The sequence below is a fragment of the Streptomyces sp. NPDC092296 genome (assembly GCF_044755465.1).
Classification (GTDB): domain Bacteria; phylum Actinomycetota; class Actinomycetes; order Streptomycetales; family Streptomycetaceae; genus Peterkaempfera.
This window is the reverse complement of record NZ_JBIVRB010000001.1, coordinates 1,182,902-1,202,016: the sequence shown is the minus strand read 5'-3', so window position 1 is coordinate 1,202,016 and position 19,115 is coordinate 1,182,902. Positions and strand designations below refer to the sequence as shown.

19 protein-coding genes and 1 pseudogene are annotated in these 19,115 nt (G+C 71.1%); 5 read left to right on the top strand and 15 right to left on the bottom strand.

The genetic code is table 11. From position 1 onward, the window contains the following. Window positions 1-148: 148 nt before the first annotated feature. The 5 genes from ACIQGZ_RS05595 to ACIQGZ_RS05575 form a co-directional block, all read right to left on the bottom strand. A complete protein-coding gene (locus ACIQGZ_RS05595) occupies window positions 149-985 on the bottom strand; it encodes a helix-turn-helix domain-containing protein (protein ID WP_402599530.1) in 837 nt (278 codons plus the stop codon). Then, window positions 969-1,493, bottom strand: coding sequence for a DUF6879 family protein (locus ACIQGZ_RS05590; RefSeq protein WP_402599529.1), 525 nt, complete (start codon window positions 1,491-1,493; stop codon window positions 969-971). Before ACIQGZ_RS05590 ends, ACIQGZ_RS05595 begins: the two co-directional genes overlap by 17 nt. Then, on the bottom strand, window positions 1,477-1,683 hold the full coding sequence (locus ACIQGZ_RS05585) for a hypothetical protein (RefSeq protein WP_402599528.1): 207 nt from the start codon (window positions 1,681-1,683) through the stop codon (window positions 1,477-1,479). The genes ACIQGZ_RS05590 and ACIQGZ_RS05585 overlap by 17 nt, the downstream gene beginning before the upstream one ends. Before the next feature lie 425 nt (window positions 1,684-2,108). Further along, the gene (locus ACIQGZ_RS05580) at window positions 2,109-2,654 is read right to left on the bottom strand and encodes an NUDIX hydrolase (RefSeq protein WP_402599527.1); all 546 of its coding nucleotides are present in this window, start codon (window positions 2,652-2,654) and stop codon (window positions 2,109-2,111) included. Window positions 2,655-3,300: 646 nt separating this feature from the next. Continuing rightward, entirely contained in the window at window positions 3,301-3,924 is a 624-nt protein-coding gene (locus ACIQGZ_RS05575; RefSeq protein WP_402599526.1) for a hypothetical protein, read from the bottom strand. 392 nt (window positions 3,925-4,316) lie between these two features. Between ACIQGZ_RS05575 and ACIQGZ_RS05570 the strand changes: the two genes are divergently transcribed. The 4 genes and pseudogenes from ACIQGZ_RS05570 (at window position 4,317) to ACIQGZ_RS05555 (ending at window position 6,331) form a co-directional block, all read left to right on the top strand. Further along, a complete protein-coding gene (locus ACIQGZ_RS05570; RefSeq protein WP_402599525.1) occupies window positions 4,317-5,258 on the top strand; it encodes a Scr1 family TA system antitoxin-like transcriptional regulator in 942 nt (313 codons plus the stop codon). Further along, window positions 5,227-5,355, top strand: a pseudogene (locus tag ACIQGZ_RS05565) (DUF397 domain-containing protein); the annotation flags it as partial. The gene ACIQGZ_RS05570 and the pseudogene ACIQGZ_RS05565, both read left to right, overlap by 32 nt. Window positions 5,356-5,465: 110 nt before the next feature. Beyond that, window positions 5,466-5,783 carry a DUF1778 domain-containing protein gene (locus tag ACIQGZ_RS05560; RefSeq protein WP_402599524.1) on the top strand — a complete coding sequence of 106 codons (318 nt, stop codon included), beginning with the start codon at window positions 5,466-5,468 and terminating at the stop codon, window positions 5,781-5,783. Further along, window positions 5,780-6,331 (top strand): GNAT family N-acetyltransferase, encoded by a 552-nt coding sequence (locus ACIQGZ_RS05555; RefSeq protein ID WP_402599523.1) that lies wholly within the window; start codon window positions 5,780-5,782, stop codon window positions 6,329-6,331. Before ACIQGZ_RS05560 ends, ACIQGZ_RS05555 begins: the two co-directional genes overlap by 4 nt. 34 nt (window positions 6,332-6,365) lie before the next feature. On the opposite strand, the gene ACIQGZ_RS05550 is transcribed toward ACIQGZ_RS05555, so the two are convergent. The 7 genes from ACIQGZ_RS05550 to ACIQGZ_RS05520 form a co-directional block, all read right to left on the bottom strand. Then, window positions 6,366-8,300, bottom strand: coding sequence for an ABC transporter family substrate-binding protein (locus tag ACIQGZ_RS05550; RefSeq protein WP_402599522.1), 1,935 nt, complete (start codon window positions 8,298-8,300; stop codon window positions 6,366-6,368). A gap of 227 nt (window positions 8,301-8,527) precedes the next feature. Then, window positions 8,528-9,370: a siderophore-interacting protein gene (locus tag ACIQGZ_RS05545; protein WP_402599994.1), complete on the bottom strand. Its 843-nt coding sequence runs from the start codon at window positions 9,368-9,370 to the stop codon at window positions 8,528-8,530. Window positions 9,371-9,568: 198 nt separating this feature from the next. Beyond that, window positions 9,569-10,657, bottom strand: a complete 1,089-nt coding sequence (locus ACIQGZ_RS05540) for an Ldh family oxidoreductase (RefSeq protein WP_402599521.1) — start codon at window positions 10,655-10,657, stop codon at window positions 9,569-9,571. 20 nt (window positions 10,658-10,677) lie between these two features. Next, a complete protein-coding gene (locus ACIQGZ_RS05535) occupies window positions 10,678-12,408 on the bottom strand; it encodes a thiamine pyrophosphate-dependent enzyme (RefSeq protein ID WP_402599520.1) in 1,731 nt (576 codons plus the stop codon). Between the two features lie 13 nt (window positions 12,409-12,421). Beyond that, window positions 12,422-13,282 (bottom strand): amidohydrolase family protein, encoded by an 861-nt coding sequence (locus ACIQGZ_RS05530; RefSeq protein ID WP_402599519.1) that lies wholly within the window; start codon window positions 13,280-13,282, stop codon window positions 12,422-12,424. Between the two features lie 130 nt (window positions 13,283-13,412). Next, complete coding sequence (gene lhgO / locus ACIQGZ_RS05525; RefSeq protein WP_402599518.1) at window positions 13,413-14,624, bottom strand: L-2-hydroxyglutarate oxidase; 1,212 nt, start codon at window positions 14,622-14,624, stop codon at window positions 13,413-13,415. Window positions 14,625-14,747: 123 nt separating this feature from the next. After that, window positions 14,748-16,196 (bottom strand): aldehyde dehydrogenase family protein, encoded by a 1,449-nt coding sequence (locus tag ACIQGZ_RS05520; protein ID WP_402599517.1) that lies wholly within the window; start codon window positions 16,194-16,196, stop codon window positions 14,748-14,750. A 261-nt stretch (window positions 16,197-16,457) separates the two neighbouring features. Between ACIQGZ_RS05520 and ACIQGZ_RS05515 the strand changes: the two genes are divergently transcribed. Further along, entirely contained in the window at window positions 16,458-16,745 is a 288-nt protein-coding gene (locus tag ACIQGZ_RS05515; protein WP_402599516.1) for a putative quinol monooxygenase, read from the top strand. Window positions 16,746-16,800: 55 nt separating this feature from the next. Here the strand turns inward: ACIQGZ_RS05515 and ACIQGZ_RS05510 are convergent, their stop codons facing one another. The 3 genes from ACIQGZ_RS05510 to ACIQGZ_RS05500 are packed head-to-tail and all read right to left on the bottom strand — an operon-like array spanning window position 16,801 to window position 19,109. After that, complete coding sequence (locus ACIQGZ_RS05510) at window positions 16,801-17,853, bottom strand: methionine synthase II (cobalamin-independent)-like protein (protein WP_402599515.1); 1,053 nt, start codon at window positions 17,851-17,853, stop codon at window positions 16,801-16,803. A gap of 3 nt (window positions 17,854-17,856) precedes the next feature. Then, window positions 17,857-18,327: a heme-binding protein gene (locus ACIQGZ_RS05505; RefSeq protein WP_402599514.1), complete on the bottom strand. Its 471-nt coding sequence runs from the start codon at window positions 18,325-18,327 to the stop codon at window positions 17,857-17,859. Beyond that, a complete protein-coding gene (locus tag ACIQGZ_RS05500) occupies window positions 18,324-19,109 on the bottom strand; it encodes an alpha/beta fold hydrolase (RefSeq protein WP_402599513.1) in 786 nt (261 codons plus the stop codon). The genes ACIQGZ_RS05505 and ACIQGZ_RS05500 overlap by 4 nt, the downstream gene beginning before the upstream one ends. Window positions 19,110-19,115: the final 6 nt, after the last annotated feature.

Here is a 19,115-nt window from a genome sequence, read left to right as displayed (position 1 = left end):
CGCCTCTCATGCGGGCAGCCGAACTGGTGCCGTGCGCCCTGCCGTTATCCGCCATGGCCCGCCCCTATTCCGTGAATTCTTGGATCCACACCAATGATCCATCGACGGGTGGGCGTTGCCTACCATTATTTGCGTTGATGACTAAAGATCATCGACGGCAGTGTTCAGCCCAGTTGCTCAGGAATTCTCGCGCCTGCTCACCGAAGAGTGCGTGCTCCTCATAGCGCGTGAACCGGAGGATCAACTCTTGAACGTCTCGACTGTCTCTGAACACGATTGCTCCCAGATCGAGTTCGGCAGTCGCCAAGGTCTCGTCGTACACCGTGAAGGTGTTCAGCGCCCCCGAAGTGAAGTGGACCCCCGCAGGGATCACACCCACTCGGATATTCGACTGGCGGCTCAGGGACGCAAGCCGTTCGATCTGCACGGCCAGTTCATCCGACGGGACGAGTGGATACCTGACAGCCTGTTCAGTAAGGATGAACGTGAACTGCTTGGAACGATCGAACAGCACCTTCTGCCGGCCGAGCTTCATGGCCACAGCCTTTTCCTGCTGCTCCGGCGGGGCTTGAGCGAGACTCGCTCGGACATATTCCGGCGTGGCCAACAGCCCCGTGATCATGGAAAGCAGAAAGTATCGAAAGGTGGTGGACGATGCTTCCAGGCCAGCCAGCTGCACCTGCTTCTTGTCGATCCCCTTCCGGCGGAGGGTGCGCCCGTTCTGCCACTCCGTCTGGGCGATCCTGGCCAGGGCCATCACCTCGGCCGCAACGGCCGGGGATGCGTCGAGCCCTCGAAGCAGTTGTTCGACATCCAACAGTGACGGACGGCTCCTGTTACCTTCGATCCTACTAATCTTGGATTGGGACATGTTGCAACGTGCAGCAAGCCGGACCCCTGAGAGTCCGGCTTGTTTACGCAGATGTCTGAGCATCGCCGCGAGCTCCAGCCCCGACTGGTCCAGCTCGTCAGGCTCGATCGCCACCGTTGACGTACTCCCTGAAAGGCACCGATTCTGCGAGCGCGATCCGCTGGTATTCGATGTACGGCGACGGGTCGCCTTCATACAGTTCCCGGCTGATCTGTGTACCGTCCGCCTCGTAGTTCATGAGCACCACCTCCGACTGGTCGAACAGCCAGAAGTCCTGTACACCTTCAAGTGGGTTGGCGCGGTCGGTTGCATCGAGGATGCGAATATCATCCCCGGCTCGTGAGTGCACGTCGTAGTACATGAACTCAAAGCGGAGATAGTCCGTAAGCGGCTTCCTGACGATGTGGACGCGCCCCTTCGACTTCCCCTCTGCCTTGATTTTCCGTAGCCCCTCCGTGTAGCCGGAAGAGTAGTTCTGCGGGTCGATCCGCTGCCCTGCGAGGAAGTCTCGGATGTCACCGTCTTCGGTCGGAACCCGATATACAGGGAGCGTCTCAAGACGCCACGCCTCGTGCTTGAAGCCCTGAACCTTGGCCGTCCAGGATTCACCATCCAAGAGCATGGAATGCCTCCCTCAAGGTCCCCTCGGGGATCTCAACGAGTCCTTCGCCGTCCGGTGCGGTGAAGGCACTGGAAACGTCCCCCTGCACCACGAACGAGCCGGACGCAGTCCGGTAGACGTTCGGGCAGTCGTCGTTGTTGCAGTTGCCGTTCCCATTGCCGGTCAGTCGGGTCAGTTCCTCACGAGCCATAGCCACGAACCCCCTGATACGAGCCCCCTGCGGGCCGGTCGTCACGACAATACGAGCGAGGCGGGCAGGCCGTCTATGCAGGAACGCGGCTATGCGCGTCTTTGCATAAAGAGGGGCGCGGGCAGCCCAAGGAGACCGGTTAGCTGCGCGACCAACGCATGACCGACAGCCGTCCGAGACAGTCCGAAACAAGGGTGGCGCATGACCCATGCGAGCCGTCCCTGCCGGCCTGGGCCAATGGATGTCGGCGGCCCTTGGACCGGCGCGGATCGAGCACCGCCGCAGAACAGCGCAGCGGACCGGCCGACCTCCGGCATGGTCGCCCCCGAGGGCCGCAGCCGTGGCGGAGCAGGCTGACCCGGTCACCCCACCGGCCGCGTGAGCACTGACGCGAGCCCGGCGCTCGGCCCGTGGCACCCGTGCGGTCAGCGAAGGGCGGACAGGACGCGATCCCGCAGCCGCTCGTCAGCGATCGTCTCGGCGTCGCGCCAGGCGTAGTCGCTGACCTCCTCCGTTTGCAGGGTCACAGCGCTGTCCCCGGTGGTACGGAAGAGGAAGCGGAAGTCGATGTGCTGGTGTGCGGGCTCGCCCTTGGCGTCGTTGGCCGGGACGGGGTGCACGTCGATATGAACCGGGGACGCGTCCACCAGGGCGATCCCGGCGGGGCTGATGTCGGTCTCCTCGGCCAGCTCCCGCAGTGCGGCACCGGACAGGGTGTCGTCCTCCGGCTCCAGATGCCCGCCCGGGGCCAGCCACTTGTCGAGCACCACATGCCGGATGAACAGCACCCGCCCGTCGCGGTCCACCAGAACGGCCCCGGCGGTGGCGTGGCCCCTGAACTCCTTCCGGCTGGTCACCTCGGCGCCGCCGTCCACCAGGGCGATGACGGCCGACAGCTCCGGCCTCTCCTCGGGGTGGGCATCCAGGTAGGTCATGACGGTCTCGCTGATGTGCTGTGCCGTGATGGGCATGCGATCACCTGTGGGAGTAGTCGAGCAGCGGGTAGCGGCGGTGGCGGCGCAATCCTCGCCGGGCACCCCGTGCATGGTGGCATCCAGGCCCCGCTGGGCCGCGCGCACCACCAGACCCGCACGTCCGATGGCTCGTTCCCGGGCCTGCTCCACCGCGAAGCCCCGAGAACAGTCACACAGAGCGACCGTGCAGACACGATCCCGAAAAGAGGGGCCTTTCCCCCAGCGCCCCATGAGGCGGCATGGAACCGCCCGAAGATGGCGGCCGACATCCCTGACGTGGTCGCCTTCGGGACACGGCGACCGGCTAGGGTCAACGCCATGACGCCGGAGGCGTGGGCTGCCTTCACCACTGCCGCGAAGGTCGCGAGCTCGGCCTGAGCACCTGACACCCTCGGAGAGCCGGTGGAGCACTGCCCGCAGTGTGGAGAAGCAACCGACCGCGACCCGGAGGGCGGCTGGACGTACTGCTTCGCCTGCGGGCGGCACCTCACTCCACCGGCACCCCCACGTTGCCCCGGGCCCCAGCCATGGACGGGCCGGTCGACCCGGTCGCCCTACCGGCCCCGCGAACACTGACGCCGCCTGGCCGGGCATTGCGGGGCCTCCTGCGGGGTGTTGCCGATCGCCGGGGCCGGGCCGCCGATCAGTCGGGCAGGTCGATGAAGGTGCAGCCGCGCAGCTCCATGACCTGCTGGGCGGCCAGGATGCGATGGATGTTCGGATCGTCGTACGGGACGGTCACATCAGCCGCGACGCGGGGACGGCCCCCGCCCGACTTCGGGAAGTACAGGCCCCCGTACACCCCCGCAACCTGCGCATCCCTGACCCGTACCGCGACATAGCGCCCCCGCAGATGCGGGCAGAGCCGCACCGAGACCCGCGCGCACGGCAGGCACAGCGGCGGATCGGTCGCCGCCATCCCCTCCGGCCACGCCGGCCAGTCCGCACGCACACCCCGCTCGTCGCGCAGCAGCCACAGACTCCCCAGCCCGTCCACATCCGCCGGACCGTCGCACACCTGGCACCGCAGATCCCGCATCGCATGCCGCTGCCGACGCGGATGCACCAGACCGAACTGCGGACGCCCCCGCTTCGGCCGGCAGTCCGCACGCACCCACAGCACACCGTGCTCATCCCGGTCCCCCGGCCGCTCGTCCCGATACGCCAGACGACCCGTCACCGGATGCACCACCAACGACTCGTGGTGCCGCTTCTCACTGCTCCACGTCGCGATGTACGGCACCGGAACACCGCTCCCCGCGTTCATACGGCCTCCCCCCGACTCAGCGCGTTCAGCCGCGCCACCTCAGACACCAACCGGTCACTCAACAACGCCACCCGAACCAACTCCGGCGGCACCGGCCACTCGCACCCACCCCCCTGCGGCCGCAACATCCACCGCCGCCCCACGGCACCCCGGAACTCCCCGACCCGTCCCGACCGGATGTCCACCAACACAGCGCCCACCTCCGGCAGTTCGCCGTGGCTCGTTGCTGTTTCCACTTCCTACCTCGCATACCTCGAACCGGACTCCGCCGCTGTGAGCGGCCGTCTACTCTGTGTATCCAAGATTGCGTACGGATAGGACTCCCCGACAGTCCCGCCGACTTGACGATCTCAGCTCGTAAAGTCCACCGCTCCCATTGAGTGCGAGGCCCCATGCCCAGCAAAGCCCTCGATCCGTCGTCCAGCGCTGCCGCGTTCTACGGCTGGAACTTGCGCGAAGCTCGAACAGCTGCTCGCTTGACACAGCAGCAGCTGGGGAGGGCAATCCACGTCACGCACAGTCGAATCGCACAGATCGAACTGGCTGCGGCGCTGCCGACACTCGACAACAGTCGGGATTTCGATCGGGTATTCGGGCGGAACAAGTTCTTCGAAGAACTGTGGAAGATGGTTCGGCGCGAGCGATTCCCTGACAAGTACCGGCGATACATGGAACTGGAAGCGCAGGCGACGAATATCTGTGAGTTTGCCGCGCATGCGGTGCCAGGCCTACTACAGACGCATGACTACGCCCACGCCATGCTGCACGTCGGCCTTCCTGTCCCAGAGAGCGAGAGGGAGGACAAACACGCCGCGAGGATGGATCGAAAGTCACTGCTCACCGGCCCGCAACGTCCGGGACTGTGGGCGGTACTCGATGAAGCTGTGATCAGTCGGCCGGTCGGTGGCCGCGCCGTCATGCGGAATCAGCTGCGCGCCCTACTGGAGGCAGCCCGTGACCCCCGCAACACGCTGCAAGTCTTGCCGTTCGAGCGCGGGGAGCACGGTTGCATGGGCGGGTCCATGATCGTACTCGAAAACCCGAACGGGACACGGATCGCCTACACAGAAGACGCTTTCTCCGGAAGACTGTTCGAGGACAGGGAGGAGGCCGAGCCCTATATCGTGACCTACGATCAGCTGCGGGCTTCGGCCCTGCCGCCGGACGAGTCGTTGGCGATGATCTCGCGCGTGATGGAGGAAAAGTATCGTGACCCCCACATTCCGACCCAATCTGAGCGCCGCCGCCTGGCGCAAAAGCAGCTACAGCAACAGCGACGGGGGAGCATGCGTCGAGGTCGCTCCGGGGTTCCCCGGCTTGGTCCCCGTCCGTGACAGCAAGGACCCCCACGGCCCGGCCCTGGTCTTCACCGCCGACGCCTTCGCCGCCTTCGTCTCGGCCGTTGCCGCCGGGGAGTTTCCCGGCGCCTGAGTCTGTCCTCGGACCCCGCCCATCCCTCGGGAGAGGCGGGGTCTCGCCGCCGCTGCCCCAGAGCGGAAATGCGCATGGCTCTGTACGGACAGGCGTAGTACGGTGAGCGCATGGACGTGAGACTCAACTCGGGCCAGGAGAGCGTCGGGCGCCGCCCCAAGGACCAGAGATTCGAGATGCGCCTGTCCCGGGAGGACGACGCGCTGATCACCGAGGCCGCCGCCCTGGCCGGTGTGAGCCGGACGGAGTTGGGCACCGCTGCCATCGTGTCCTACGCCAAGGACGTCATCGCCGACTACCGGGCGACCCAAGTCAGCGCGGAGGAGTTCGCCCGCATCCTGGCGTCGCTGGACGGCCCGCCCGAGCCCAACGAGCGCATCCGCCGTGCGGCGCGCGAGCTGCGTGATGAGCGGACGGCACAAGAGTGAGCTCTCCGCTGTACACCGAGCCGATCGATGATCCGCTCACCGGTGCCGACACCTTTGATTCCGGCGTTCCCGTCCTGGACGACTGGCTCCGGTCGACCGCCGTCACCATGGAGCGCGCCGGGCTCGGTCGTACCCATGTCTGGCGCGACCGGGACGGGCTGGTGATCGCCTACTTCACCCTGTCGCCGCACCAGGTGGCCCAGGATGGCGTCCCCAGCCGCGACCGCTACTCGAAGGCCAGTCGCCCGGTCCCCGGGTATCTGCTCGGCAAGCTGGCGCTCGACAAGAGCCTGCACGGCAGGCGCCTGGGGACCAGGCTCCTCACGCAGGCGCTTGAGCGGGTGGCCGACGCGGCGCAGTTGGCCGCAGGGCGGCTCCTGGTGGTGGACGACATCGATGACAACGCCGCGGGGTTCTACCGCGCCCACGGGTTCAGGGACATCCGGAGAGATGACCCGACCCGCCCGCAGCGCCTCTACCGGCGGGTCTCCGACATCCTCGCTGATGTATCCCCCGGCCCTGGCGACGGGGCCACGGCCAGCGGCTAGGCCGCCACCGGTGCCGGCCCAGCGGCCGGGGGCGTCACGAGGTCAGGGTGTAGCCCATGTCCTGGAAGCGCGGGGTGGCGAAGCCGAAGGCGCCGACGCCCACCAGGCCGTCGCGGACGGCGACGATCTCGGGGCGCTGGAAGAGCGGGACGGAGGGGGCCAGTTCCCAGATGCGGGTGTCGGCCTGCTGGGTCAGGCGGGTGGCGGCCGCCGGGTCGAGGGTGGCGGCGGCGCGGTCGAGCAGCCGGTCGATCTCGTCGGTGCCGGTGCGGGCGAAGTTGAGGCCGACCATGGGCAGCCCGTCCGGGCCGGGCTGCGGCTTGGCGTACAGCGGACGCTCGTCGGCCACCGTGTTGGCGCTGGCGGGCCAGGAGAAGACCGCCAGGTCGAAGTCGCCGGCCGCGACGTGGTCGGTGAAGAACCCGTCGCCGTCCACGGCACGCGGGACGGTGACAATGCCGATCTTCGCCAGGTCGGCGCCGATCACCCGGGCGATCCGGCGGGCGGTGGCGGACCCGGCCGGGATGAGCACGTTCAGGCTGAGCGGCCTGCCGTCCTTGACCCGGGCGGCGGCCGATCCGGGCACCGGCGAGGCGGCGGAGGCGAGGGCCGCCGGCAGCGCCGAGGCACTGGGCGTACCGGCGGTGGGCGTACCGGCGGTGGGCGTACCCATCCGCCAGCCGGCCGACTCCAGCTGCTCGGCCGCCGCCTTGTCGCCGGTGCGGCCGAGGGCGGCGGTGTTGTCCCGGTAGCCGTCCTGGTCGCCCATCAGCAGGTGGTTGCCGAGCGGTACGGCGGGCAGGCCGAGCGGCTTCAGTACGGCGTCCGCGATCCGCTGCCGGTCCAGGGCCGCCGCGACCGCCCGCCGGACCCGGGCGTCGGCCAGCGGGCCGCTGCCGCCGTTCAGGGTGACTTGCGTGTACGCGGCTCCGGAGGCCCGGCGCAGCCGGAAGCCGGGCAGGGCGGCGGCCTGGTCCAGCAGGCTCCGGGTCGCCGCCACCGTGGCGCCCGCCGCGTCGGCGGCGGGGGCGGCCGACTGGCCGGCCGGGGTGTCCGGGACGGCCGGGGCGCTGTCCGCCTCGCGGTCGAGGGCGGCGACGTCCAGCCGGCCGTGGGCGAGGGCGTCCAGGCGCTTGCCGGTCGGTACGGCGAGCAGTTCGACCCGCTCCAGCTTGGCCCGGTCGCCCCACCAGGACGGATTGCGGACCAGGGTGACGCTGCCCGCGTCCCGGTCCAGTCGGTCCACCCGGAACGGCCCGGCGGACGTGGCGAGCCCGTCCTTGGAACCGTCGTTGAACGCCGCCGGGGTGCGCATCGCGGCGGCCGGGTACAGCGGGCTGAACAGGCCCTTCCACGGCGCGTACGGCTGCTTGAACACCACCTTGACCTGGTGCGGGTCCGCGCCGGGGGTGACCGACTCGATGGCGGAGTAACCGGCGGCGTGGTCGGTCCAGTACGCGGAGTCGGCGCCGCGCAGCGCCTGCCACTGGGCGGCGAAGTCGGCGGCCGACAGCGGGGTGCCGTCGCTCCACACCGCCTTGGGGTTGAGCCGGTATACCACGGTCTGCCGGGGGTGCGCGGGGGACGGGGCGGTGGCGTCGGCGGCGGCCAGGTAGTCGGGGTCGGGGGTGGGGCGGGCGCGGTCGTCCAGCCGGAACAGGGTGGGCAGCACGGCGCGGGCCACCAGGGTGGAGTCGGCGGTGGCGTCGGCCTGGAAGACGTTGAGGGTGGTGGGTACGGAGTCCACCGCCCAGCGCAGGGTGCCGCCCTCGCGCAGGTCGGCCCGGTCGGCCGTGGGTACGTCGGAGGCGACGGGGCCGGGCGCGGAGCCCGAGCAGGCCGCGAGGCCCACCCCCAGGACGGCGGTCAGGACCAGGGCCGCCGTACCCGCGTGACGTGCGGGGTGGCGGCGGATGGCGGTGCGCCCGGACGCGGGCGAGCCCTCCTGGACGTCCTGGGTGATGGGCACGCTCTCCTCCTCCGGCCGCGGTGGGCGCCAGGCCCGGCCTAGGGCGCGCACACTTCGCGTCCACTGAAGAGCACCCCCGGGACCGCGCCCCGCAGGACACGGCCGCCCCCGCCGCGTACCACTCGAACGGCGGACGCGGGGGGGCGGCGTCGGCTACCCAGCCGCTCACGGCCCCGGCGGAGTGGCCCTGGCGCGGGGGCGGCAAGGGGCGGGGCGGGGCGGGGGGGTCAGGCCGGTGAGGCCGGCTCCTGTTCGGCTTCGACCTGGGCGTTCCATTCGCGCTTGGAGGACTGCCAGCCGTCCTCGTTGAGGCCCAGGCGCCAGTAGCCGGAGATCGACAGCTGGTCGCGGGGGATGTCGTGCTCGATCCGCAGCAGTCGGCGCAGCTCCTTCACGAAGCCGGCCTCGCCGTGGACGAAGGCGTGCACCCGGCCCTGCGGGAAGTCCAGGGCGCGTACGGCCTCGACGAGGGCCGCCCCCACCGGCCGGCCGGCACGGTGCAGCCAGGTGATCTCCGCGCCGGTGTCGATCTTCTGCTCCTCCTCGGGGCCCGGGATCTCGACCAGGACGCGGGCCTCGGCGCCGTCGGGCAGCGACTCCAGGGCGCGCGCGATGGCGGGCAGGGCGCTCTCGTCCCCCGCGATCAGGTGCCAGTCCGCAGTCGGGTCCGGCGAGTAGTCGCCGCCCGGACCCATGAACCGCAGCACGTCGCCCGGCTGGGCGTGGGCGGCCCAGGGGCCGGCGATGCCCTGGTCGCCGTGGACGACGAAGTCGACGGTCATCTCCTGCTGCTCGGCGTCCCAGTCGCGCACCGTGTAGGTGCGGGTCACCGGCCACTGCTCCCGTGGCAGCTCCTCCCGGATGCGCTGCATGTCGAAGGGCTCCGGGTAGGTGACGCCCTCCGCCGGGAACAGCAGCTTGACGTAGTGGTCGGTGAACACGTCGGCCGGGAGTCCGGCGAGACCGTCGCCGCCGAACACCACCCGCTGCATGTGGGGGGTGAGGCGTTCGGTCCGGACGACCTGGGCGATACGGGCGTTTCGCCCCTTACGGGCCGGGCGCTCGGTCATGTCGGCCTCCTGGAATCTCTGCTCGGGCATAGTCGATCACCTGCCGCCCACCCTACGTCCGGGCCGAGCGGTACCCGGCGGGCAGGCCCGGCCGGCCCGGCTGGGCCGGTATGGCGGGGCACGGCGTGCGGACGGAACCGGGACGGCCCGGTACGGCGCTCGGACCCGCCGTACCGGACCGCCCGCGACCGGACGGGTTCAGCCGCCGGCCCCGGACCACGGCGGGGTGACCCCGAGCTGCTCGGCCTTCTCGTTCAGTTCACGCCACACCTTCGGCGCCACCGGGATGCCGTCGGCAGCGCGCTGCGCCGCCACGGCGGCGCTGCGCTCCCCGGGGTAGAAGACGCCCTCGGCACCGTCCGCCGCCGGCAGCCCCTTGAGGGTGCCCAGGGTGGCGCCGACGGCCGCGCCGAAGGCGTCCGCGTCACCGAACGCCGCCGGGTCGACGGCGATCAGCAGGGCGTTCTGCCGGTGCTTGCGGCCCTGGGGGTCGTCCGAATGGAAGGAGGAGAAGATCGGCGCACCGACCAGCACACTGGTGAGCAGTTCGAAGGCGAGCGACATGCCGGAGCCCTTGGCGCCACCCAGCGGCAGCGGCAGCACGGCCGCTGCGGGGTCGGTCGTCGGGGTGCCGTCCTCGGTGGCCGCAGCGCCCTCGGGCAGTGGGGTGCCGCTCGCCTTCGCCTGGCGGATCCTGCCGAGGGCGATGGTGGCGGTGGCCATGTCGAGGAGCAGCGGGGCGTGCCCCGACGACGGGTCGGTCGGCACGGCGATGGCGAGCGGGCTGGTGGCCACGGCGGCGCCCTTGGCACCGGTGTAGCCCATGTTGGGCATGCCGGCGACGAAGCCGATGCCGACCAGCCCTTGGTCCGCGATCTGCGACACGTAGTAGCCGATGGCGCCGGTGTGGACGGTGCGGCGTACGCCCACTGCGGCGATGCCGCTGGTCCTGGCCCGGTTGACCGCCTCCCGGGCCGCCGCGCTGAGGGCCACCGGGCCGGGTGCGCGGTCGGCGTCCAGGACGGCGGCGGCAGGTGTGGTGGACTCGACCCTGATCTGGTACCGGGCGTTGGCCACGCCCTTGGCCAGCAGGTCCAGGTAGGCGGGGACGCGGGCGATGCCGTGCGAGTCGACGCCGCGCAGGGCGGCCCAGACGAAGACGTCGGCGGTGGTGCGGGCGTCGGCGGCGGCGAGTCCTCCCTTTTCGAGGAGGCGGGCGGAGAAGGCGCGCAGGTCCTCGGCGGGGACCAGGGTCTTCCCCGGCTTGGGGGCGGGGGTGTCGGTCATGGTGGCGGGTGCCTCCTGGTTCAGCGGGTGACGAGGACGTCGACGACGGCGGTGGTGCCGTCCGCCACGGACTTGAGCGCGCGCTCCAGGGCGGGAGCGAGGGCGTCGGAGGTGTCGACGGTCTCGGTGTGCATCCCGAACGGCTCCGCGAACGCGGCGAGCCGGGGCAGCCGGTGCAGGTCGGTGCCGAGCCACTCGCCGGTGTCGGCGGCTGCGCCCTTTGGGTAGAACCTGCGGTGGTTGAGGTTCATCGACTTGTACACCCGGTTGTTGAACACCACGATCAGCAGTGGCAGGCCGTACGCCTTGGCGGCGTCGTACGACTGGATGACCGGGTTGTAGGTGAACGCCCCGTCGCCGAGCGTGAGCACCACGGGACGTTCCTTGGCGGCGAGCTTGACGCCGAGCGCGACCGCGATGCCCTGGCCGAGGCCGCCCTGCACATAGAAGTACGAGTCGGGGGCGGCGGTCTGCACATGGCGCTTGACGACGCGGCTGTGCGTGATGGTCTCGTCCACGACGATCGCGTCCCGGCCCTGGAGCAGTCTGCGCAGTGTCGCGGCGACGAGCACCGGGTCGACGCCCTCGGTCCGCGGCTGGGCGGTTCTGTCGTCGGCGGCCCTGGCCTCGGCGGCGGCGATCGCGGCCTGCTCGGCGGCGTGCCGCTCCTCCTGCGCCGTACGGCGTGCGGTGCAGGAGGCCGGGTCGATGTCCCGGGCCCGCTTGGCGAGCTGGCGCAGGGTGTTGGCCACGCCGCCCTCCAGGTACCGGTCCGCGAACAGGACCTGGTAGACGACGTGCGGGCGCTGCGGCACCTCGTCGATGACGACGATCGTCGCCTTGGCGGGGCGCCGGCTCGGCGGGTAGAAGGGGGCGCGGCAGTTGACCAGGAGGATCAGGTCCGCCTCGTCCATCCACGGCCCGATGTCGCTGCCGGCGTGCAGCGGGTGGGTGCGCGGGAAGTTGCCGCAGACGGCCGAGTCGGGTTCGACCACCGGGATGTTCCATGCCTCGGCGAAGGCGACCAGGGCCTCGAAGCCGCCGCTCTCCCGGCCGGCCGTCTCCGTGACGATCACGGGGTTCCTCGCCTCGCGGAGCAGCTGGGCGACGGCGTCCGCCTCTTCGGGCGAGCTGTGCGTGGAGCCCGGCCGCACGAGGGGCTTGGCCTCGCGGCCGTCCCACTCCGTGAGCAGGATCTCCAGCGGGATGTTGAGGTACGCGGGGCCGGCGGGGGCCCGCCAGGCCAGTTCCGCAGCCCGCGTGATCATGGTGGGCAGCGTATGGACGCTGGCGGCCTCGTTGGACCACTTGGTGAACGGCTGGGCGACGTGGTGCGGGCCGCCCACGATCGACAGGTTGCGGTACCACTGGCCGCCCGGGTCCTGGCCGGGACCGTCCCCGTAGGTGGTCGACTCCGAGGAGGAGACCACCATCGGGACCCCGGCCAACAGTGCGCCGTGGACGGCCATGGAGCCCTGGAGCAGACCGGGTGCGGCGTGCAGCAGCACGCCCTGCGGTCGGCGCCTGACGAGACCGTAGCCGGTGGCCATGCCCACGGCCACGGTCTCGTGCGTCAGGTCGAGGTACTCCGGGCAGGGGATTCCGTCGCGGTGGTGCCGGGCGAGGGACTCCCACACCGGGGCCCACTCGGAGCCCGATGAGCAGAAGATGTAGTCCGCGCCGATGGCGTTGAAGGCGGAGACGACGGCGTCACCACCGTCGGCGCCTGGCGTGTTCGTGCTCTCCGTCATCTCTGGTGTTCCCTCAGCCCTCGATCGGCCAGTTCAGTACTTCGGAAATGCCCCGGCCCAAGATCCACTCAAGCTCCTCGGGCGTGAAGTCCCAGTGCTTGGTGAACTGCTCGATGGTGTCGGTGTAGGTGATGCCGTGGCCGAGCAGCCGGGTGATGTCGGTGCCGTAGAAGCAGCGCTGCGGCCCCATCTTGTCGACCATCTCGCGCACGTACTTCTCGATGTTCTTGTTCGGGAAGGGCTGCGTCGAGTAGCCGGGCAGCGCCGAGACCTTGACGTAGATGTTGGGGTGCTCGGCCAGGTCGGCGGTCTCCTGGACCCAGTAGCCGATCGCGTCGTCGACGCAGCGGGCCATGATGCCCATGTGGTCGATGATGATCTTCAGCCCGGGGTGCCGGCCGGCGATCTGGCCGAGCTCGCGCTTCCAGATCGGGGCGTGCACCATCGTGGGGATGGAGAGCGCCTCCGCGATCGGCCAGTACCAGTCATTGGTGCCGTCGATCATCCAGTTGCGGTCCTGCGGCCGGTGGAAGGTCAGCCGGGTGCCCTTGATGTGCGGGTTCTGGGCGAAGTCCTTCAGCATGGCCGTGCCCTCGACCTCGTCGTCCTGCGGGACGCGGGCCATGATGCCGAAGCGGTCCGGGTGCGCCTCGCAGGCCTCAAGCGCGTAGTCGATGCGGTTGCCCTCCCAGGACGGCGGCAGGATGAGCGCCCGGTTGACGCCGGCCTCGTCCATCAGCTCCAGGGCCTCCTCGTACGAGAAGGGGTCCTCGCGGTGGCCGTTGAGGCGGATGCGCTCCCGGGCGCCCGGGACCCAGGGGCGGTCCGGGGACTCTTCCTTCCAGATGTGGATCTGCGTGTCTACGACGAACATGGCGTCAGCTCTCTCTCGACGGAGGTGGTCGGGTGGGTGTGGAAGGAACGCTAGGCGGGTCGTGAGCGCTTGCAGAGCCCTGGGAGCGCAAGCACTAGTTGCGCGGAAATCCGCTCTGGGCAGGGCATTCTCAGCTTGCTCGCGCGTCGTCGAAGACGGTGTCGACGATGTGTCCGGCGATCGCCATCGAGGAGGTCGCGGCGGGGGAGGGCGCGTTGCGGACGGCCGTGACGGAGCCGACGCGGTGGATGGCGAAGTCGTCCACGAGCGAGCCGTCCCTGGCGAGCGCCTGCGCCCGGACGCCGGCGCCGCCGCGCACCACGTCCGAGGCGTGGATGTCCGGGACGTACACCCGGGCGTCCTTCATATAGGCCCGTACCGACAGTGAGCCGCGCATCTCCTTGATCCCGGTGCGCCAGTGCTGCCTGGCCAGGTGCCACAGGCCGGGGAAGGCGGCCATCCGGGCCAGCTCGCGCGGCTGGACGCTCGACAGGCGGTACCCCTCGCGGGAGAAGGCCAGCACCGCGTTGGGCCCGACCTCCACCTCCCCGTTCACCCGGCGGGTGAAGTGCACGCCGAGGAAGGGGTAGCGCGGGTCGGGCACGGGGTAGATCAGGCCGCGCACCAGGTCCGCCTTGGCCGGGGAGACTGTCATGTACTCGCCCCGGAACGGGACGATCCGGGGTTCGTCGCCGTCGTCAGCGAGCCGGGCGACCTGGTCGCTCTGGAGCCCCGCGCAGAGCACCAGGCGGTCCACCTCCAGGGTCCGGGCACCGGAGGCGACCACCACGCCGCCGCTCCGCAACCGGGTGACGCCGGTGACGGGGAAGCCGAGCCGCACCTCGCCACCGGCCCGCTCGATGTCCCCGGCGAAGGACCGGGCGATGGCGGTGTAGTCGGTGATGGCGGTCCGGGGCGAGTGCAGGGCCGCCCTCCCCACGGCATGCGGCTCGATCTCCCGGATCTCGCCCGCGGCGACCCGGCGCACCCCGGGCACCCCGTTCTCCACGGCGTTGGCGTACAGCGCGTCCAGGCGCGGCACCTCCGCCTCGGTCACGGCGACGACCAGCTTGCCGCACTCCTCGTACGGCAGCTTCCGCTCCTGGCAGTACTCGCGGATCAGCGCCATGCCCCGGGTGCACAGCCGGGCCTTGAGGCTGCCGGGCTTGTAGTAGATGCCGGCGTGCACCACGCCCGAGTTGTGCCCGGTCTGGTGGACGGCGACCTGCTGCTCCTTCTCCAGCACCACGACCCGGGTGCCGGGGCGGCGCAAGGTGATCTCGCGGCCCACGGCCAGGCCCACGATGCCGGCTCCGATGATGCCGATCGTCTCGTCAGCCATCGGCGTCCTCCTTGTCTCTGACGGGGTTGTCCGCGACGGGGTTGTCCGCGACTGGGTTCTCCGCGACTGGGTTGTCCGCGATCCGGCCGACCCGGGCCCGGGGCCCTTGCGCGGCGGCCGGTGTCACGCGCCGAAGTGGACGGCGACGGTCTTGACCCGGGTGTAGAAGCGCAGCGCCTCCTCGCCCTGCTCCTTGAACGGCGACCCCGAGTCGCGGAAGCCGCCGAAGGGCTGGTGGACGTCCCAGCCGGACGTGGTGGTGTTCACCGCGATCTGGCCGCACTCGGCCTCGTCCGCGAAGCGGTGGGCGGCACTCAGGCTCCGAGTGAAGACGGCGGCGGCCAGGCCGAAGGCGGAGTCGTTGACCGCGGTGACGGCCTGCTCGAACGAATCCACCGGAAGCAGGGCGACGACGGGGCCGAACACCTCCTGGTGCCAGATGTCCATGTCGCGGGTCACCGCGCCGAGCACCGTGGGGCTGACGTAGCAGCCATGGCTCAGCTCCTCGCCGGCCGGCCGCCCGCCGCCGGTGAGGACCGACGCGCCCTGGGCGACAGCGCGCTCGATGTCCGCCAGCACGCTGTCCCGCTGGCGGGCGCTCACCAGCGGCCCCATGGTGGTGCCGGCCGCGAGGCCCGAGCCGAGGCGCAGCGCCGCCGCCTCGGTGAGCAGCAGGGCGGTGAACTCCTCGTACACCGGACGCTCCACGATGACCCGGCTGGTGGCGGTGCAGCGCTGCCCGGCCTGGGCGAAGGCGGCGGCGGCCACCGCCTTGGCGGCGGCGGGCAGGTCGGCGTCGGCCAGCACGACGGTGGCGTTCTTGCCGCCGAGTTCGCCCTGGAAGCGGACGTTGCGGGCGGCGACCCGGGCGCGCAGGCTCTCACCGACCTCATTGCTGCCGGTGAAGGTGAGCGCGGCGATCCGCGGATCGGAGACCAGTGCCTCGGAGATCTGCGCGCCACGGCCGGTCACCACATTGAGGACGCCGGCCGGCAGGCCCGCGTCGTCCAGGGCGCGGGCGAGGTGCAGGGCGGCCTGCGGGGTGTCGGTGGCCGGCTTGAGGACGGCCGCGTTGCCTGCCGCGAGGCACGGCGCCAGCTTGCGGGCCGGGGTGATGAGCGGATCGTTCCACGGGGTGATCGCGAGGACGACGCCGAGCGGTTCACGCTGGTAGCTGGTGCGGGTGTCCGGGCGGACGTCGTGCACGAGCGCGCCGTAGCCCTGGCGGGCGACGCCCGCGTAGTACTCCAGGAAGTCCGCCGCCTTGATCGTCTCGCCTGCCGCCTCGGCCCGGGTCTTGCCCATCTCCCGGGTGACGTCCTCGGCGATCTCCGCGACACGCTCCCGCAGCAGCCGGGCCGCCTCGGTCATGATCCGGGAGCGCTCGAACGGGCTGGTGCGCCTCCAGACCGCGAAGCCCTGCTCGGCGTGGTCATAGGCACGGGTGACATCGGCGGCGCTCATGGCCGGCACCCGGGCGACGGCGGTGCCCGGGTCGGCGGGATCGTGGACGTCGATCCAGTCGCCGGTCGTCAGCCACTTCCCGCCGGAGAGGGTTTCCAGGGTACGCATGGGGATCACTTCCTTCGTCGACCGCGCTGCGGGTGCGGCGGTCTGCCCAGAGAGCGGCCGAGGTGGCCGGATGCGACAACACACCATGCCGGGGGCGGGTCACCAGTCCCGGGCGGGCAGCCATTGCTTGCGCCACGCGGGGGACGGCGGGCGGTCGATCCATGCTGGAATCGGCAGGCCGGAGGGTGACCGCCGTGCCGCGCGGCCCTCCGCGCACCGGACCGGGGTCCCCGAGCCGTGAGAGCCGTGAGGAGCAGAGAGATGGCCTACGCAGTCGTCGCCCACTACCGCTGCGCGCCCGCCGACGAGGCCGCCGTGCGAGCCGCGCTGCTGGAGATGCGCGAGCACACCCGCCGGGAGCCGGGGAACCTGGCGTACGAGGTGCACGCGGAGGTGGACCGTCCGGGCGGGTTCGTGCTGTACGAGCGGTACACCGACCGGGCCGGTTTCGACGCCCACGCGGCGGCCGGCTACTTCTCCGAGCTGATCGTGGGGACGGTGCGGCCGCTGCTGACCGAGCGCAGCGTGACCTTCGCCGAAGTGCTCTAGCCGGGGCCCTGCCGGGAAGCGCCCGTGCGCTTCCCGGCAGCCTGGCGGTCCGGGGTCAGAACTCGTTGCCCCAGCAGTAGCGCGCCAGGGTCTCCACCAGGACCAGCTTGCGGCGCTGGGCGTCGGCGGTCAGCAGCGGCCGGGCGGCGGAGTCGGCGAAGCCACGGGACGGCGAGAGGGCCATGTCCTCGATGTCCTTGACCTCGGCGGCCGCGTCGACCCGCGCCAGCACGGTGTCGATGTCCTCCAGGTCGGGCACGGTCGCGTCCACCACGCCCAGGCACACGTCCCGGTCCTCGGGCAGCGCCTTCAGCAGGTCCAGTTCGGCCGCCGTTCCCTGGTCGTACGGCAGGACCCACCGGTCGGCCCGGACTTCGCCGTACAGCCGCTCGGCTCGGGCCGGGTCCACTGCGGCGGGCGCCGCCCAGCCGGGGCAGAAGCCGAGCCGGACGCCCTCCGGGGAGTCGGCGGGCCGCATCAGCAGGGACTCCACCGCGAGCAGGTCCGCGAAGGACAGCGCACCGGGCGCGGCCGGTTCGGCGGCGAGGTGGCCCAGCAGCAGCGGGTTGGTGAGCTGGATCAGCCGGACGCCCCGGGAGACCAGCAGGGCGATCTCCGCCTGGATGACCTCCGCAAGGGCCTCACCGAGCTCGCGGGCCGAGGCCGGGCCGCCGGAGCCGGTCAGCCCGGGGTCGAAGGTGGTGGCGGCCAGATAGGCCGGGGACGGCAGCGAGACCTTGGGGGCGATGACCGTCAGGGCGGCGAGCCGGGCCGCCCGGTCCGCGACCAGCGGGCCGTCCGCCTTCGGCAGCGACTCCGCCACCCAGCGGGGCAGGCCGTCGGCCTCCCCCTCGGTGCGCCGGAAGCCGGAGACGGCGTCGAGGACGGCGCTGCGGAAGTCCGCCCGGGGGAAGTCCCCGTCGGTGACGACCGTGGACCGCAGCGTGCGCTGGTAGGCCACCGCCTCGGTGACCGCTTCGGCTTCCGCCGCGTGCAGGGCCTCTGCGTCGAGGTCGCCGGCCGCCGCCCGCCGCCGGGCGTCCAGCAGCGCCGCCGGGCGGACCAGGCTGCCGTGGTGGTCGATGCGGTAGTTGAAGGTGTCCGCCATGGCTCAGTCGTCCTCTCCGGCCGGCTTGCCCGCAACGCCCCAGGCCGCGAACTCCAACTCGTACCCCAGGGAGGCGAGCACCTCCTCGGCTATCTGCTGGTCCTCGTCCGCGGTGCCCCCGGCGATGCCGAGACCGCCGATGACCTGGCCGTCCTTCTTGATCGTGACGCTGCCCTCGGTGGCGAGGATCGGCAGCGCCGCACCGGGGAGCTGGGAGAGCTGGGCGAAGAAGACGGGCTGGCTCTCCTGCCACTTCTTCAGCATCGGGCCGGGCCGCTGCATCACGGCCGCGGTGTACGCCTTGGCGCGTGCGATGTCCGGGGTGAGCGGGCGCGCCCCGTCCGGGCGGCGGATGCTCACCGGGAAGCCGCCCGCGTCCACCACGGCGACGCTCACCGCCTTCCCGATCGACCTGGCGCGCTTGAGGGCGGCGTCGACGATGTCCTCGGCGGCGGCGAGGGTGAGGCTGCTCATGCTGCTTCCTTCTGTCCGGTGAGGGTGCGGCGCAGGTGGGCGACGGCCGCGTTGTACTGCGCGGGCGCCTCCCAGTACATGGAGTGCGGGGCGTCCGGGACGACGGCCAGGTGCGAGCCGGGCAGCAGCTCATGGGCGCGGGACACCGTCTTCACGCTGAGCACCGCGTCCCGCTCCCCGGCCAGGAAGGCGACCGCGACGCCCGAGTCCTGGATCTGCCGGATGGTCGGACCGTCGGTGTTCAGATTGCGCAGATCGGCCATCTTGGCGACGTTGAACGTGCCCATCTGCTGGAAGAGGAAGGTGAGGTCGGCCCGCTCCCGCTGGAACCGCCTGGTGAGCAGGCGGTCGATCACGGGCAGCTTGACCGCCTCGGCACGGTCGGCGGCGGCCAGCTCGGTCAGCTCCGGGTGGCTGATGCCGCCGAGCGAGTGGCCGAGCACGACCGAACCGACCCGCTCGGGCCGCAGCAGCCCGGCGCGCAGCGCGGCGACCGAGCCGATGGACTGGCCGACGAGCATGACGTCGGTCAGGTCCTCCTGGTCGAGTACGGCGACCACGTCGCCGGGGAAGTCCTGTCCGTCGAACGTGGTGCCGGCGGAGTCGGACTTGCCGAAGCCGCGCAGGTCCACGGTGACGACCGTGAACTCCGCGCGGAGGGCGGCCACTTGCTGCCACCAGGCGGCGTGGTGTCCGCCGCTGCCGTGCACGAAGAGGATCGCCGGACCGCTGCCGTGGCGCTCGTAGTAGATGGACGTGCCGTCGGAGTCGGCAACAGGCATGGTGAG